Source organism: Bradyrhizobium sp. AT1, assembly GCF_001590795.1.
In the GTDB taxonomy this organism is placed as follows: Bacteria; Pseudomonadota; Alphaproteobacteria; order Rhizobiales; family Xanthobacteraceae; genus Bradyrhizobium.
In genome coordinates, this window is the sequence record NZ_JXDL01000001.1 from 406,251 (window position 1) to 420,854 (window position 14,604).

At 65.0% G+C, this 14,604-nt stretch carries 18 protein-coding genes; 10 read left to right on the forward strand and 8 right to left on the reverse strand.

Going from position 1 to position 14,604, the window contains the following annotated elements; all coding sequences use genetic code 11:
* Position 1: 1 nt before the first annotated feature.
* Positions 2-772, reverse strand: a complete 771-nt coding sequence (locus SE92_RS01965) for an ABC transporter permease (RefSeq protein ID WP_063194230.1) — start codon at positions 770-772, stop codon at positions 2-4.
* Positions 773-871: 99 nt separating this feature from the next.
* Positions 872-1,519, reverse strand: a complete 648-nt coding sequence (locus tag SE92_RS01970) for a TetR/AcrR family transcriptional regulator (RefSeq protein ID WP_063194231.1) — start codon at positions 1,517-1,519, stop codon at positions 872-874.
* Positions 1,520-1,620: 101 nt separating this feature from the next.
* Between SE92_RS01970 and SE92_RS01975 the strand changes: the two genes are divergently transcribed.
* The 5 genes from SE92_RS01975 (at position 1,621) to SE92_RS01995 (ending at position 5,098) form a co-directional block, all read left to right on the forward strand.
* Positions 1,621-2,625: an ABC transporter substrate-binding protein gene (locus tag SE92_RS01975; RefSeq protein WP_063194232.1), complete on the forward strand. Its 1,005-nt coding sequence runs from the start codon at positions 1,621-1,623 to the stop codon at positions 2,623-2,625.
* 271 nt (positions 2,626-2,896) lie between these two features.
* Positions 2,897-3,589, forward strand: a complete 693-nt coding sequence (gene minC, locus SE92_RS01980) for a septum site-determining protein MinC (RefSeq protein WP_063194233.1) — start codon at positions 2,897-2,899, stop codon at positions 3,587-3,589.
* 19 nt (positions 3,590-3,608) lie between these two features.
* Positions 3,609-4,424 carry a septum site-determining protein MinD gene (gene minD / locus SE92_RS01985; RefSeq protein WP_063194234.1) on the forward strand — a complete coding sequence of 272 codons (816 nt, stop codon included), beginning with the start codon at positions 3,609-3,611 and terminating at the stop codon, positions 4,422-4,424.
* A complete protein-coding gene (gene minE / locus SE92_RS01990) occupies positions 4,421-4,702 on the forward strand; it encodes a cell division topological specificity factor MinE (protein WP_028136732.1) in 282 nt (93 codons plus the stop codon). Before minD ends, minE begins: the two co-directional genes overlap by 4 nt.
* Before the next feature lie 210 nt (positions 4,703-4,912).
* A complete protein-coding gene (locus SE92_RS01995; RefSeq protein WP_063194235.1) occupies positions 4,913-5,098 on the forward strand; it encodes a hypothetical protein in 186 nt (61 codons plus the stop codon).
* A gap of 20 nt (positions 5,099-5,118) precedes the next feature.
* On the opposite strand, the gene SE92_RS02000 is transcribed toward SE92_RS01995, so the two are convergent.
* Both SE92_RS02000 and SE92_RS02005 read right to left on the reverse strand, forming a co-directional pair.
* Positions 5,119-5,364, reverse strand: coding sequence for a hypothetical protein (locus tag SE92_RS02000; protein ID WP_063203294.1), 246 nt, complete (start codon positions 5,362-5,364; stop codon positions 5,119-5,121).
* Positions 5,365-5,477: 113 nt separating this feature from the next.
* The gene (locus tag SE92_RS02005) at positions 5,478-5,867 is read right to left on the reverse strand and encodes a hypothetical protein (RefSeq protein WP_063194236.1); all 390 of its coding nucleotides are present in this window, start codon (positions 5,865-5,867) and stop codon (positions 5,478-5,480) included.
* Between the two features lie 125 nt (positions 5,868-5,992).
* Here SE92_RS02005 and SE92_RS02010 point away from each other — a divergent pair, with 125 nt between their 5' ends.
* Positions 5,993-6,778 carry an SDR family NAD(P)-dependent oxidoreductase gene (locus tag SE92_RS02010; protein ID WP_063194237.1) on the forward strand — a complete coding sequence of 262 codons (786 nt, stop codon included), beginning with the start codon at positions 5,993-5,995 and terminating at the stop codon, positions 6,776-6,778.
* Here the strand turns inward: SE92_RS02010 and SE92_RS02015 are convergent, their stop codons facing one another.
* Both SE92_RS02015 and SE92_RS02020 read right to left on the reverse strand, forming a co-directional pair.
* Positions 6,779-7,009 (reverse strand): DUF6894 family protein, encoded by a 231-nt coding sequence (locus tag SE92_RS02015; protein ID WP_063194238.1) that lies wholly within the window; start codon positions 7,007-7,009, stop codon positions 6,779-6,781.
* Between the two features lie 362 nt (positions 7,010-7,371).
* Complete coding sequence (locus tag SE92_RS02020) at positions 7,372-8,409, reverse strand: hypothetical protein (protein ID WP_063194239.1); 1,038 nt, start codon at positions 8,407-8,409, stop codon at positions 7,372-7,374.
* 364 nt (positions 8,410-8,773) lie between these two features.
* Between SE92_RS02020 and SE92_RS02025 the strand changes: the two genes are divergently transcribed.
* Positions 8,774-9,370 carry a L,D-transpeptidase gene (locus SE92_RS02025; protein WP_063203295.1) on the forward strand — a complete coding sequence of 199 codons (597 nt, stop codon included), beginning with the start codon at positions 8,774-8,776 and terminating at the stop codon, positions 9,368-9,370.
* 118 nt (positions 9,371-9,488) lie between these two features.
* On the forward strand, positions 9,489-10,472 hold the full coding sequence (locus SE92_RS02030) for a hypothetical protein (protein ID WP_063194240.1): 984 nt from the start codon (positions 9,489-9,491) through the stop codon (positions 10,470-10,472).
* A 28-nt stretch (positions 10,473-10,500) separates the two neighbouring features.
* Here SE92_RS02030 and SE92_RS02035 read toward each other — a convergent pair whose 3' ends face one another.
* Entirely contained in the window at positions 10,501-10,932 is a 432-nt protein-coding gene (locus tag SE92_RS02035; protein WP_063194241.1) for a COG4315 family predicted lipoprotein, read from the reverse strand.
* A 132-nt stretch (positions 10,933-11,064) separates the two neighbouring features.
* Complete coding sequence (locus SE92_RS02040; protein WP_063203296.1) at positions 11,065-11,529, reverse strand: MarR family winged helix-turn-helix transcriptional regulator; 465 nt, start codon at positions 11,527-11,529, stop codon at positions 11,065-11,067.
* A gap of 113 nt (positions 11,530-11,642) precedes the next feature.
* Here SE92_RS02040 and SE92_RS02045 point away from each other — a divergent pair, with 113 nt between their 5' ends.
* Positions 11,643-13,565 carry an FAD-binding monooxygenase gene (locus SE92_RS02045; protein WP_063194242.1) on the forward strand — a complete coding sequence of 641 codons (1,923 nt, stop codon included), beginning with the start codon at positions 11,643-11,645 and terminating at the stop codon, positions 13,563-13,565.
* Between the two features lie 155 nt (positions 13,566-13,720).
* Positions 13,721-14,604, forward strand: an 884-nt coding sequence (locus SE92_RS02050) for an SH3 domain-containing protein (protein ID WP_063203297.1), incomplete at its 3' end; no start/stop codon positions are given.

Below are 14,604 nucleotides of genomic sequence, written 5' to 3' on the forward strand. Positions count from 1 at the left end.
GCTAAGACTGCCTGGCATCGCCGACCACGAACATGCGTTCGAGGACGAGGACCAGGCCGTAGAGCGCGACCCCGAGCAGTGTCAGCAGCACGACCGCCATCACCATCGCGGGCGTGTCGAGCGAGGACTGCACCTGGATCATGAGGTAGCCGAGCCCGCGCTCGGAGGCGATGAACTCGCCGACGATGGCGCCGGCGACGGCCAGGATGGCGCCGACCTTCATGCCGGAGAAGATGTAAGGCAGCGATCCCGGCAGCTGGATCTTGCGGAACAGCGTCCAGCGCGAGCCGCGCAGCGATTTGACGAGATCGAGCAGATCAGGCTCGACCTCACGCAAGCCCCGCGCGGTGGTGAGCAGGATCGGGAAGAAGCAGATGCTGAAGGCGATCAGGATGTTCGGCACGATGCCGTAGGAGAACCAGACGATGAAGAGGGGGCCGAGCGCGACCTTCGGGATCATGTTCAGCGTCACGAACAGCGGCAGCAGCATGAGGCTCAGCAGCGGCGCCCAGCTGAAGATCACGGCAAGGGCGACGCCGACGAAGGCGCCGAGCGCGAAGCCGCCGAGGATCTCGACTGCCGTCACCAGCGTGTTGCTGCTCCAGGCGTAGTTCGCGGTTCCCAGCGTCTGCACGGTGGCCAGCGGTGAGGGCAGGATGAATTTCGGGACGTGGAAGGCGTCGACCGCGACCTGCCAGAGCACAAGCACGGCGAGGTGCACGATCAGGATGACCGCAAAGCTGCGTGCCGTGCGTGCGCCGTCTCCTGCCACCGGTTGCTCCCTGTTGCCGCGGCGACGATGCCGCAAATTTTCAGCCCAAGCAGTTGCAAGCCTAACCGCCCTTGGACAAAGTTTCAACCAGTTGGTTGATTAGGGGCGGAGCGACTGCAGCACCAGGTCGGCGACGTGCCGGCGGCGGGCGCGGCGCTGGGTACGGCTCGACAGGTCCTTGCCGAAGATCGCCGACAGCGTCGGGGTGTTGGAGAAGAAGAAATAGCTGAGCCCGGCAATGGAGATGTAGAGCTGGACCGGGTCGATCCCCTTGCGGAACACACCCGCGCGCACGCCCTCGTTGAGGATGTGGGAGACGCTCTTGACCAGCGGGGAATGCATCGCCTCCAGCCGGGTCGAGCCGCGGACATGGCGGGCGCCGCCGCGGTTCTCGTCGTTCAAAAGCACGATGAAATCAGGGTTTGCGGCCAGATGGTCGAACGAGGCCTCGATCAGCTTGCGGATCGCCTTCTCCGGCGGCAGGCCCTCGAGATTGAGCTTGCGCTCCTGCTCGCGGATGTCTTCATAGACCCATTCGAGCACGGCGAGGTAGAGCGCGTCCTTGTCGCCGAAATAGTGGTAGACGAGCTGCTTGTTGACGCCGGCGCGCTCGGCGATCTCGTCGACGCGGGCGCCGGCGAAGCCGTGCCGGGCGAATTCCAGGCGCGCCGCGGTGAGCAGCTTCTTGCGGGTGGCGACGGGGTCGCGGCGCTGCGGCACGGTGTCGCCAGATCGTTTTGCGGGCATTTCCAACCAAACAGTTGACAAGTTGAGGGCGGGCTTGTTGCATTGGTAGCCTCACAAGGGGAGAGCGACAAGCCGGGTCGCTTGGCATGAGGAGAGATGCGATGAAGCGTTTGCAGGCGGCTGTTGTGGCTTTGGCACTCGGTTTGCCGGCGGTGCCGGCGAGCGCGGGCGAGGCGGTGAACCTGATCCTGAACTGGACGCCGACGGCCGATCACTCGCCGTATTATTATGCCAAGGCGCAGGGCTGGTACGAGAAAGCGGGCATCGACCTCACGATCGAGACCGGCAAGGGCTCAGGCGTCTCCGCCGCCAAGGTCGGCTCCGGCGGCTCGCCGTTCGGCGTCGCCGATCTCGCCACCATGCTGGTGGCCAAGAGCAAGGGCGCCGACACGGTGGCCGTGATGAGCGTCTACGCCAATACCGGGCAGACCTTCTACTGGCTGAAGAGCTACGGCGTGAACGGGGTGAAGGACTTTGCCGGCCACAAGATCGGCAATCCGCCCGGCGATGCCTCGCGCGTGATGTGGCCGGCCTTCGCCAAGGCCGCGGGCCTTGCGCCGGACTCCGTCGGTTTCGTCAATGTCGGACCGACCGCGAAGATCGCGGCGCTGAAGAGCCACACCGTCGACATCATCAGCGACTTCTACAACGAGCATGATCTCAAGGTGATCGAGTTCGGGCCCGACCTCGGCTACGTCAACTGGAAGGACATCGGGCTCAACCCGTACGGCAATTCGCTGATCGTCAACGGCGCGTATTTGCAGAAGAATCCGAAGGTCGTCGAAGACTTTGTGCGCGTCACGCAGAAAGCCTTTGCCGCCTGCGTTGCCGACGCCACGCCGTGCCTGAAGGCGCTGCTCGACCAGGTCTCCGGTCTCGACAAGGAGAACCAGGAGCGCCAGTGGGAGCGCATCAAGTTCCTAATGACGGACGAGTTCACCACCACCAAGGGGCTCGGCTGGATCGACGGCGAGCGGATGAAGAAGGACTACGAACTGGTCCAGAGCTATCTCGGCATGGAGAAGCCGTTCGACGTGACGACAGCGTTCACGACCAAGATGCTGGATCCTTCAATCAAGATGGATGCGAGCAAGGTGAAGAAATAGAGGGGCGCCGCGCGCTCCTCTGGTGCCCCGGACGCAGCGCAGCGTCCTTTGACGGTGCGCTGCAGAGCCGGGGCCCATTGTGCCGAGAGCATGATCCGGGCGGCCTGGGTCCCGGCTCTGCGCAGCAGCGCTGCACGCTGCAGCGCGTCCGGGACACGAGAGCGGCAGCCAACCGCCCATTCCCCCACGTAATCCCACGGAGAATTAACCGGCCGTTAACCATATCCGCCGCATCGTTAACCATTCAATAACAGGGAACGAGTCGGCCGCTATGGAGGCTGCAGTCAAACCTCAACGCCAAATGGTGCGCCTGCGCGGGCGCTCCTATGTGGCCTTCGTGTTTACGCCGACGGTTCCGGTCCAGGACTGGCTGCACGAGATCGACGCCACCATCGCCCGCTCGCCGGGCTTCTTTGCCGGCCGGCCCGTGGTGATCGACCTGTCCTCGGTCGACCTCAGCCAGTCCGGCATCGGCCATCTGCTCACCAGCCTGCAGGACCGCAACATCCGCGTGCTCGGCATCGAGGGCGTGGAGGAGGCAAGGCTGACGGCGATGATGCCGCCGCTGCTCTCGGGCGGCCGCAGCTGCGTGGTCGAGCCGAGCGCGCCGAAGAAGGCCGAAGCGAAGGCCAAGCCGACCTCGCTGTTGCTGGAAAACCCCGTGCGTTCCGGTCAGACCGTGATCTTCCCGGAAGGCGACGTCACCATCCTCGGTTCGGTCGGCTCCGGCGCGGAAGTCGTCGCCGGTGGCTCGATTCACGTCTATGGCGCGCTGCGCGGCCGCGCCATGGCGGGCGTGAACGGTCACACCAGCGCGCGCATCTATTGCCAGAAGATCGAGGCCGAACTGCTTGCGATCGATGGGTTTTATCAGACCGCCGACGATATCGACGCCGCTTTGCGCGGCAAGCCGGCCCAGGCGTTCCTGCAGGGCAACACCATGCGAATTACCGCGCTGAACTGACCAGAAGGAGATTTTAGAGATGGCCAAGGTACTGGTCGTGACATCGGGCAAGGGAGGCGTCGGCAAGACCACGACGACTGCCGCCTTGGGAGCGGCGCTGGCGCAACGCGGCGACAAGGTCGTCGTCGTCGATTTCGACGTCGGCCTGCGCAACCTCGACCTGGTGATGGGGGCCGAGCGCCGCGTCGTGTTCGACCTCATCAACGTGGTGCAGGGCGTTGCAAAGCTCCCGCAAGCGCTGATCAAGGACAAGCGGCTGGAGAATTTGTGGCTGCTGCCGGCCTCGCAAACCCGCGACAAGGACGCGCTGACGGAAGAGGGCGTCGGCAAGGTCATCGACGAGCTGCGCGCCCGCTTCGACTGGGTGATCTGCGACAGCCCGGCCGGCATCGAGCGCGGCGCCTCCATGGCGATGCGCTTTGCCGACGAAGCCGTCGTCGTCACCAATCCAGAAGTGTCATCCGTGCGCGATTCCGACCGCATCATCGGCATGCTCGATTCCAAGACCGTGCGGGCCGAAAAGGGCGAGCGGGTCGAGAAGCACATTCTCATCACCCGCTACGATCCCTCGCGCGCCGCGCGCGGCGAGATGCTGACCATCGAGGACATCCTCGAGATCCTCGCAACCCCCTTGCTCGGCATCATTCCCGAGAGCCAGGACGTGCTGCGCGCCTCTAACGTCGGCACGCCCGTGACGCTGTCGAACGCGGACGGCGCACCGGCGCGGGCCTATATCGACGCGGCCCGCCGCCTGTGCGGCGACACGGTGCCGATGCAGGTGCCGACCGAGCGCAAGGGTTTCATGGATCGCCTGCTGCGTCGGAGGGCTGCATGAGCATGGGTCTGCTTCGGCTTCTCCGCGGCAACAAGGCCTCTGCACCCGTCGCTCGCGAACGGCTGCAGATCCTGTTGGCCCATGAGCGCGGAATGCGCGGCCAGCCCGATCTGCTCGGTGTGCTGCGTGAGGAAATTCTCGCTGTCGTCTCCAAGCATGTGACGCTGGATCCGACCAAGGTCATCGTGCGGCTCGAGCGCGGCGACGAGGTCTCGACCCTCGAGGTCGATATCGAGGTGCCCAACGATTTCGAGCGCAAGAAAGCGGCGGTCGCGTAGGGGCAACGCGGCCGACGACTCCCAGCTTTTGGGGTGGGTGAAGGCGGTCCGCCGGGCATGGCGGGCCGCCTTTGTCGTTTGGGTCACTCACATTCTCGGGTCCGCCGATGTGATCGACGGCAAGCGGAACGCCATCGGAGGGGAATTCGTTGTTGAAGACCGCGGGAGAGTCGAGCCAGACCCCGCGGCCTCATCAGACGGAGAGCGCCCATGATGTCCGAGGTCCAGGTCCACACCGTCGCGCGGCAGATGCTCGAGCAGCACGGTTTTGCTGCGATCGCGAAGGCCGCCGAGCAGGCCCAGGCTTGCGAGGGCCGCGGCGAGGCCGACGAGGCCAGGGAATGGCGTCACATCGCCGACGCCATGAAGATCATGCGCGGGCCTCATCACAGCTGATCGCCGTAACTACAGCGGCCTCAACGACCGTCGCGCTCGGTTCCCTGCGATGGGGATCTGCGGGTTTGCGATTGGTTGCGGTCGCCTGCCTCCTTGCATGGAAGCGGCTCCCAAGTCCCATCAGGCGCTTGCTGATATGCGCTGCAGGCCGAGGAGGGCGAATTGCCCTCGGCTTTTTGGCTGTCTGTATTCTTCGCCAGCACAGGGCCGGTCAGCACCGTGGCGGCCGCGAGCGTGCCGGCGAAAACGACATGGATCATCCGCATGAGAGGTTCCTGTTCGAATTCGAAGAGGCCCCGCATGCTTTCCAGAATTGTGACAATTTTTTGCCGGCGACAAACTTCGCCGCGGCGTGCTTAACGGAGCGACTGCCGGTCCGCTAGCCGCCCTTGGCGCGGATCAGGCCGGCGAGGTTAGTCTTCTGGGCCTCGCACCAGTTGGGCATGCCAAGGCGGCGCTGGTTGAGATCGGTCGCCTGGGTCGCCACCGCAACCTCAGCCATCAAATCGTCATCCTGCTTCTCGCCCATCTTGCCGCCGGTGTGCATCCAGGCGATGGCCTTGCGCACCTTCTCGGTGGTGCCTTCGGGCAGGTGCATCTGCTCCGCCTTCTGGACCAGGTCCTGGTAGACCACATCCGTGCCCGGGCATTCGACCTTGGCGGCGAAGGCCTGCAAGACCAGCGTCACGTAGGTCGATCGCGGGTGGTCTTCGGCCTGGGCGGGGGCTGCGATCAGCAACAGGCCAGCGATCAGAAAACCGGTGCGCATCCTTGGATATCTCCTCCGTTTTTTGGGAGGCTAGCGTCCGGCGGGCGGCTCCGCAATGGTGCCGGAGGCGAATTTGTCGCTTGCCACTGCGATGCGCTATCGTCACCCGAGATCCGGAGAACGACATGAGCCTGTTCAGCACGCCGTTCGACCCTGCCCGTGACATGGCGCTCGTCACCGGCGCAGGCAACGGCATCGGCCGCGCGATCGCGCAGGCCCTGGTCGGCGAGGGCGTCCGGACCGTGTTCGCCGATGTGAACGCCGAGCGCGTGACAGCTGCGATCAGCGCCAGCGCGAAGCCTGAACTGGCATTACCCTGGGTCGGCGATCTCGCCGAACTGGATGCGTGCGACGCGCTGCTTGCCGCCGCGCACGCAGCATTGGGCGAGATCACGCATTTGGTCCACGCCGCATCGCCGCCGCGGCGGGAGGCCGATCATGCGCTCGCGGTCGATCGCAGGACCTGGCAGCAGATGCACGCCGTCAATCTCGATGCCGGCTTTCATCTGGCGCGCGAGCTCGCCAAGCGGCTGATCGCGGCGAAGCGGCCGGGCTCGTTCCTGTTTCTCACCTCGCTGCATGCGGGCACGCCGCGCAACCTTCCGCATTATTCGACGGCGAAGGCGGGGATGGCGATGCTGGTGAAGGAGCTGGCCAAGACGTTCGGCCGCCATGGCATCCGCGTCAACGCGCTGGTGCCAGGTGCGATCGCGGCCGGCGGGTTCGTTGCGGATCCCGCGCTGGCGCGGCACATTCCGCTCGGGCGTCTCGGCGAGGCGGGCGACCTCGCACCGATGGCGCTCGCGGTGCTGTCGAACAAGCTCTCCGGTTACGTCACCGGCGCTTCCTTCGTCGTCGATGGCGGCTTGGCGCTGACGAACTGGTTCGAGGCGCCGTCGTTCGACGAATAGTCAGCGGCGCCAGGCCGGCACCGGATCGAGCGGCGTGCGATAGAGCTCGTTGTCGTCGCGATCGGTGACGCGCACCGCGCAACCCTTCTGCTGCAGCTCCGGCTTCACCTGCGACAGCTCGGTCGCCAGTTGATCGGCGCGATCGGAGGCAACCTCGATGTCCTCGAGAATGATTCCGCCCTGGTTCCTGAACTCTTCACCAACCACAAGATCGAAGGAGTAGTAAGGCATCCGAATTCCCCGATGTGAGGAGCTGAGCTTCGGTGGAAGTCTCAACACATGTCGGATGCTACCACTGAGTCGATATCCAACGGATGAACAGGCCGCGCAATCTCTGTGCTTAAGGCGCAGAAATGATGTGCAGCATGTGGGGCCATTAAGAGTTTATTAAATACGTGGCGCGAACATGAAGCATGGAATTGCAACAGAACCGGGCTCCGGGAACCGGCAGTTGCAAGAGAAGGCCGCCGGCATAGATCCCGACGGCCTTTTCTCTTGAGCGAAATATCGCTTTCCGTAGTTGCCCGGACTCAACGCTTCACATCGACTCGGACAGCGTGTGCGACGTCGTCGCGCAGGACTGTTGCGCGCGTCTAGCGCAACGGCATCGGCGGACGCACGACGGGTCCGTCGTCGTCAGCGACAGCTTGAGTGGTGGCGACCGGTGCGGCCGGTGGCGGCGGCATCGCTGCAGCTTGCGTGGGCGGCGGCGGAGGCGCGGGCGGCGCCAGCGAAGAAGCCGGCATGTAAGTCCGCGACACCACCGGTTTCGGTTTGTGAGCCGGCGGCGGTGACGGAGCTCGTGGCGCGACCGCAGCGGCGCGCGCGCGCGGATCGACGGGCCTGGCCTCGGCTGTCGGCTTCGGCGCGGGCGGCTTCGCCATCTCGCGCGCCATCTGCTCCTGTCCGGCCTTCAACTCTGCGATGTTGGCCTTGAGCTGCTCGATCTGCTGCGCCATCGCGGCGAGGTCGCGCGTCATCGATTGCACCGACTGAGCTGCATCGGAAGGTGTTGCCGCAGGCGTGGTGGCCGCAACCTGGGTCGCAGGCGGTTGAGCGGCCGTCTGGTCGACGGCCACTTGTGCCGCAAGCGGGGCAGCCTGCTCTGCGGGCGGAGCGGCCTGCGCAGCAGCGACCGGCGCGCTCTGCGATGTCGACGGCAGCAGCGACACCAAGGCCGGGGTCCATTCGGCAAGCACCTGCCTGGCTTTGTCGCCGTGCTGCTCCCAGGCGATGGTGGCCGCGACGCTTGCTCCCGCAAACAGGAACGCGACGGACGCACCGCGCAGCCATCTGCCAATGGCAGATCGTTTCCGCGGGGCGTGACCGTCGCTCGCGGCGACGCGTATGGCGGTGTCGACGGAAGGTGGGGTTGCGGCCGACGGCTCCGCGACAGGACTGAATTTGGGCTCCAGAGAGATTTTGCGGTCCAGCGAGATTTTGGGCTCCGGCGCGAATTTCGGCTCTGGACGCGGCGCCACGTCGGGCGCCAGCGCGGGCGCAATGCTGACGGGGCGGGAGGCCAACACAATGTCGGGCGCAATCTGAATCGCGTCGTGCGGATCGTTGTCCTTGACCGTGTCCTTCACGATCTCATCGACGATTTGCTTAGGGTTCAGCGTCGCGAGCATCGCAGCTCCTCTGAAGCCCAGGCGTCTGAAGCCCGGATGTTAATTCCTGGTCGTCCGCATTGGCGCGAGCCGATCTATGAGGCGAGCCCTAAACCTGATGAGCCCGGCCGATGACGCACGAGTCCAGCCGGGTTTGACCAAAGCAAGGCGAGGGGATGGAGATGATGCGACGCTCTTCCGCCGTTTGTGGTGATGGAACCCACGTTGTCGAACACGCGCATGTGTTCCGCGCGGCCTTGTTTTCAGCACGATTTTGGCAGCATCTGGGGAAGCTGGGGGCGCTGCTTCCGCTATCGGGGGGCCGGCGGTGCCAAGATCTTTATTCGCTTTATTCGTCCTTGCCTTGCTGCCGCTCGGCGGCTGTATGCAGACGACACTCTCGCCATCGACGGATGCGAGCATGACGCCGCGCGACCGTCAGTTGCTCGCGCACACGCCTTACGCCCAGGCGAACGTGCCTGAGCAATATCTCCGCCACATCGTCGACTACCAGCGCAAGGAGCAGCCGGGCACCATCCTGGTCGATACCGACGCGCGCTACCTCTATTATGTGCTGCCGGAAGGCAAGGCGATCCGCTACGGCGTTGCGGTCGGCGAGGAAGCCATGGCGTTCTCCGGCGTCGCGCGGGTCGGCCGCTTGGCGGAATGGCCGGACTGGGTTCCGACGGCGGACATCCAGGCGCGACTCGGCCCGTATCCGGCGCGGGTTCCCGGCGGTCCCGCCAATCCGTTGGGCGCGCGGGGCATCTATCTCTATGCCGGCAACAAGGACACGCTCTATCGCATCCACGGCACCAACCAGCCGGAATATATCGGGCAGGCGATCTCGTCGGGTTGCATCCGGATGCGCAACGAGGACGTGATCGATCTCTACGACCGGGTGAAGCTGAATTCGATGGTCGTGGTGCTGCCGCCCGGACAGAACGCGCAGGCCGAGACGGGCTCGCGCTGGCGCGGGTAAGCTCGCACGCGAAGACGGTGCGACATTACTGGCGTGCGCCTGTGGACAATTTTATCCATTGTGTTGCGCGCGCCGTAACGCTTCGCGTCTAGCGTGCAGCGAGCAAGGGGTTGCTCGCATGTATCTCGTGAAGAATTCGGCGCGCGCGCTGTTCGCCGCGCTGATTCCGCTGGCCATCGTCGAAGCCGTGCTGCTGGTCTTCGCGATCGCGGGCGGGCAGGTGACCGATCCGGTCGGTGTGCCGGCGCCGGATCAGATGCTGGTGTTCTATGCCGGCCGCATGGCAATGAACGCCGCCTTGCTGTTCACGGGACATCTTCTGCTGCGTCAGTGGACGATCTCGAGCCGGCTCGCCTATGGCTCGATGGGCGGCGTCATGGCGGCGGTGAGCTACGGCATTGCGATCCGTCATCACATCCAGCTGGCAGCGCCCGGCGACGGGACGGTGGTGACGATCGGCCTGTTGCCGACCATCGCGGGCATGATCGGCGGATTCCTCTACGGTCAGTTCGCCGGGCTGAGCCCGGTTGCGCGCGCAGCCGGGGCGGCTGCCGGGGCCGTTGCGCCGGTGTCGCCACAACTGGTGTTCAACGGGCCGGTCCGCGTCCGCACGTCGTTCGCAGGTATCGTCATTGCCGCGCTGATCCCGACGGTGCTCGCAACCCTGCTGCCCTACACGCTGCTGCCGCTGCTGATGAACGGCTTTGCGGACAAGAGCACCGCGCATATCTTCGCGGCGGTGATCCCGGCGCAGACCTTCATGGTCATGATGGTGATCTCGGTCATCCCTTCGAGCATCTTCATGCTCTGTGTTCACCACGTCGCGCGAGCCATGAGCCGCGGTAACGCCTGGGAATACGCGGCGATTGGCGGCGGTGCGGCATTCGCCTGTACGCTGTTGCTTGCGTTTGCGGTGCCGCTGCTTGCCTTTCTCGTGATGCCGGCGGCATTCTGCGGGGCTGTCATGGGCGCGATCTATCGCCGCTTCGCCGGCCTCGAGCCGATGCCGCTACCGGAAGCGGTGATCGCAACCGATCCGAACGCGCTGGTCGATGCCGATCATCCGTCGCGGCACCAGCACGGCGTCATCCTCAGCAACTGATCTGCGGGGACGGAAAGGTGATCTCGCCCTAGTCGGCGGGCCGGGCGATCCGCCACTGTAGCGTCGTGGCATTGCCGTTGGCGTCGCCCGGCGCCTTGTCGGCGGGCGAGGTGTAGAGCGGACGATAACGATAGGCCCACATCTTGCTGCCGTCGTTGCGGCTGATCACGGTGAAGTCACCGATCGCCTTGGCGTCGGCCGTTGCGGCGAGTGGCACCCAGCTCTCGGTGCACTTGCCGTTGCAGTTCGACGTCTTCCCGGTGGTGTCGTGCTCGTAATAATAGAGCGTCATGCCCTTGAGATCGACGAGCTTGGGACCCTGCTTGGTGATGACCACCTTCGCCGGCGCGGTCGTCGCCTCGGGCTTCGGCGGAGGCGGTTCGCCGCCGCCATGGCCGTTCGCGAGCGCTGGAGCGCTCGATAACGCGATAGCTGCCGCCGCGATGAGACACCTGAACATCGGAAAACCCCCGAACCGTAAAGTTAATCGCGCGTTAAACGCAGAATGTTGCGGACCGTAGCAGCTGAAGGTTAGTTCCAGGTTTCGCGGCGTTGCGAAAAGCACTCCATAGAAATACGGAGGCAGAGGGCTCTACGCCTGCATGTCGCGCAGGGGCGCGCGGCTCAAATCGTTGCCGGCGGCGATCGCCTTGCGCAGCAGCCGCATCAACTCTTCGCCCTCTTTCGCGCTGAGGCCGCGCAGCATGATGCGCTGGGCCGATTCCACGGCCGGCGTGACTTTGCGCAGCGTGCGCCGGCCCTCGTCGGTGATCTCGAGCTCCCGGGCCCGGCGGTCGCGGCTGGAGGCGCGGCGCTCGACCAGCCCCTTCTGCACCAGGCGGTCGATCACGCCGGTGATGGTGGTGCGGTCAAAGGCGATCAATCCTGCGAGCGTCACCTGGTCGAGCCGCGGATTGGCCTTGATGGTGGCGAGCGCGGCGTATTGCACCGGCGTCAGGTCGAAGCCGGCGTCTTCGACCTCGGCCAGGAAGACCGCGACTGCGATCTGCTGGAAGCGGCGCGCCAGATGCCCGGGCATGTCGTTGTTGTCTTTCACCGAATTCTCCTCCTCGAGCAGGGAGACAGGGCCGGATGCGCGATCGTTGACAAGTATACTGATAGTCAGCATACTGATCAATCTCAAAGAGAACGTTGACGGGAGAAGCTTCCATGCAATTCCATTTGAATGGATTTCAGCCGGGCGATCCGGAGATTGCCGATCCCGCCGAGCGCGTTCAGGCTTCCGGCGCAGTGGGCGCCGTGCCCGACGAGGTCGATGTCCTCATCGTCGGCTGTGGCCCTGCGGGCCTCACGCTCGCGGCCCAGCTCGCGCAATTCGGAGACATCAAGACCTGCATCGTCGAGCAGAAGCCGGACCGCTTGCTGGTCGGGCAGGCCGACGGCATCGCCTGCCGCACCATGGAGATGTTTCACGCCTATGGCTTCAGCGAGCGCGTGCTGAAGGAGGCCTATTGGGTCAACGAGACGACGTTCTGGAAGCCGGACGAGCGCTCGCCCGAGACCATCATCCGCAGCGGCCGGGTGCAGGACGTCGAGGACGGGCTGTCGGAATTCCCGCATGTCATCCTCAACCAGGCGCGAATCCATGACGGCTTTCTCGACATCATGCGCAAATCGCCGGCCAGGCTCGAACCCCATTACAGCCGCCGCCTGCTCGATCTCGAGGTTGATCCCGCCGCGGGGCCTGCCGACGGCGCCGTGACCGTCCGCCTCGAACGCCTCGATGCGGGGAACGAAGGCAAGGTTGAGACGGTCAAGGCGCGCTACGTGGTCGGCTGCGACGGTGCGCGCAGCACGGTGCGCAAATCGATCGGCCGCGAGCTGCACGGCGACTCCGCCAATCACGCCTGGGGCGTGATGGACGTGCTGGCGGTGACCGATTTTCCGGACATCCGCTTCAAGTCCCTGATCCAGTCGGCCAAGGACGGCAGCCTGCTGATCATTCCCAGGGAGGGCGGCTACATGGTCCGCATCTATGTCGAGCTCGCCAAGCTCGATGTCGGCGAACGCGTCGCCAACCGCAACATCACCGCCGGTGACGTGATTGCGAAGGCGCAACGGATCCTGAAGCCGCATACGCTTGAGGTGAAGGAGATTGCCTGGTGGTCGGTCTACGAGATCGGCCAGCGCCTGACCGACAAGTTCGACGACGTGCCGGAGGCGGAGATCGCAGCGCGTTTGCCGCGCATCTTCATCGCCGGCGATGCCTGCCATACCCACAGCCCAAAGGCGGGCCAGGGCATGAACGTCTCGATGCAGGACGCCTTCAATCTCGGCTGGAAGCTCGCCGCGGTGCTGCGGCAGCAATGTGCGCCAAGCCTGTTGCATTCCTATTCGGCCGAGCGCCAGGCCGTCGCCAAGGAGCTGATCGATTTCGACCGCGAATGGGCGGGCATTCTCGCCTCCGCTGCCAAGGCCGGGGGCGCCGATGCCGCGAGGACGCAGGACTATTTCGTCCGGCACGGCCGCTACACTGCGGGCACGGCCACGCATTACACGCCGTCGATCCTCACCGGCGTAGGTTCGCATCAGCATCTCGCAAAGGGCTTCACAATCGGCAAGCGTTTCCACTCGGCACCTGTGATCCGGCTTGCGGATGCGAAGCCGGTGCATCTCGGTCATGCCGCACAGGCTGACGGTCGCTTCCGAATCTACGCGTTTTCGCCCGCTGAAGATCCTGCCGCCGAAGGCTCGGCCATTCGCGCACTCTGCAACTTTCTCGCGGAGTCCCGGGAGTCGCCGGTCCGGCGATATACGCCCGACGGCTCCGATACCGACGGCGTGATCGACCTGCGCGCGGTGTTTCAGCAGGGCCATCGCGAGCTCGCCATCGCGGCGATGCCGCCACTGCTACTCCCGCGCAAGGGCCGCTATGGTTTGCTCGATTACGAGAAGATGTTCTGCCCGGATCTCAAGAGCGGCTACGACGTCTTCGCCATGCGCGGCATCAATCGGGCGGCCGGCTGCATGGTCGTGGTGCGGCCTGACCAGTATGTCGCGAACGTGCTGCCGCTGGATGACTTCGTCGGGCTTGCGGCGTATTTCGAAGCGTTCATGTTGCCGGTCGGCTGACGCTGCAGCCGCGTCGCTTGCACGCCGCGCCGATGAACAGCGGATGAATATTGAACCGCGCGCAACGCGCGTTTCAATCTTTCGACGGATGAGCCCCTCGTGCACGGAACGCCCGCTCCGTTGGCGCGTTCCGCCTCTCAAAGGAGGACTACGCCATGAGGCTCAGAACCGCTTTAGTTGCAGCTTTATTGCTGGCCCCGACGGCCGCGCTGGCCGCGCCGGGCATCGTCACCGTCTCGACCGGCCTGCGCGCCGGACCGGGTCCGGGTTTTCCAATCGTCGATCGCGTCCCCGAAGGCGCCCGCGTCAACATCCATGGCTGCCTGCGCGGCAATGCCTGGTGCGACGTCAGCTTCTCCGACGATCGCGGCTGGGTGTCGTCGCAATATCTCGAATATCTCTATCGCAATCACTACGTCTATCTGCCCGACTATGTCGACGAGATCGATGTGCCCGTCGTTCCGTTCGTGCTGACCTCATACTGGTCCAGCTACTATGCAGGCCGGCCGTGGTACCACCGCCACGCTTACTGGAATAATTACTGGACCTCGCATCGGAGTATCGCGACGCGAATGACGATCGATCCGCGAGCCGCTCGCATCGGCCGAGCGGCCACACGCGATGGAGCGGTTGCTCTTGAGCGGGAAGGCGTGCGGGGTAAGGGCGCCGCTGCGATCTCCGGACGTAACGCCGCAAACGCGCGGCCCGATGCCGCTCTCGCAAAGCGCGACGCCGCGATCGCGAAGCGCGACGCAGCGATCACCAAGCGCGACGCAGCGATCACCAAACGCGACGCGGCTGTTACCGCCGACCGCACGCGTGTTGAAAGAAGCGAGCGCATCGCGCATGAGCGGACTCCGCGCGATGCCCAGGCACGCATGATGCACGAACGGGCCGCGAGCCCTGCCGCGATGCGTGCCCAGCCGATGGCGCGCGGCCATGAAGCACCGCGCGTGACCGCCGCGCGACCCGCGATGCCGCATGTCGCACAGCCCAATGTGAGCCACGGTTCGCCGATGAACGCTCATGCCCAGATGCC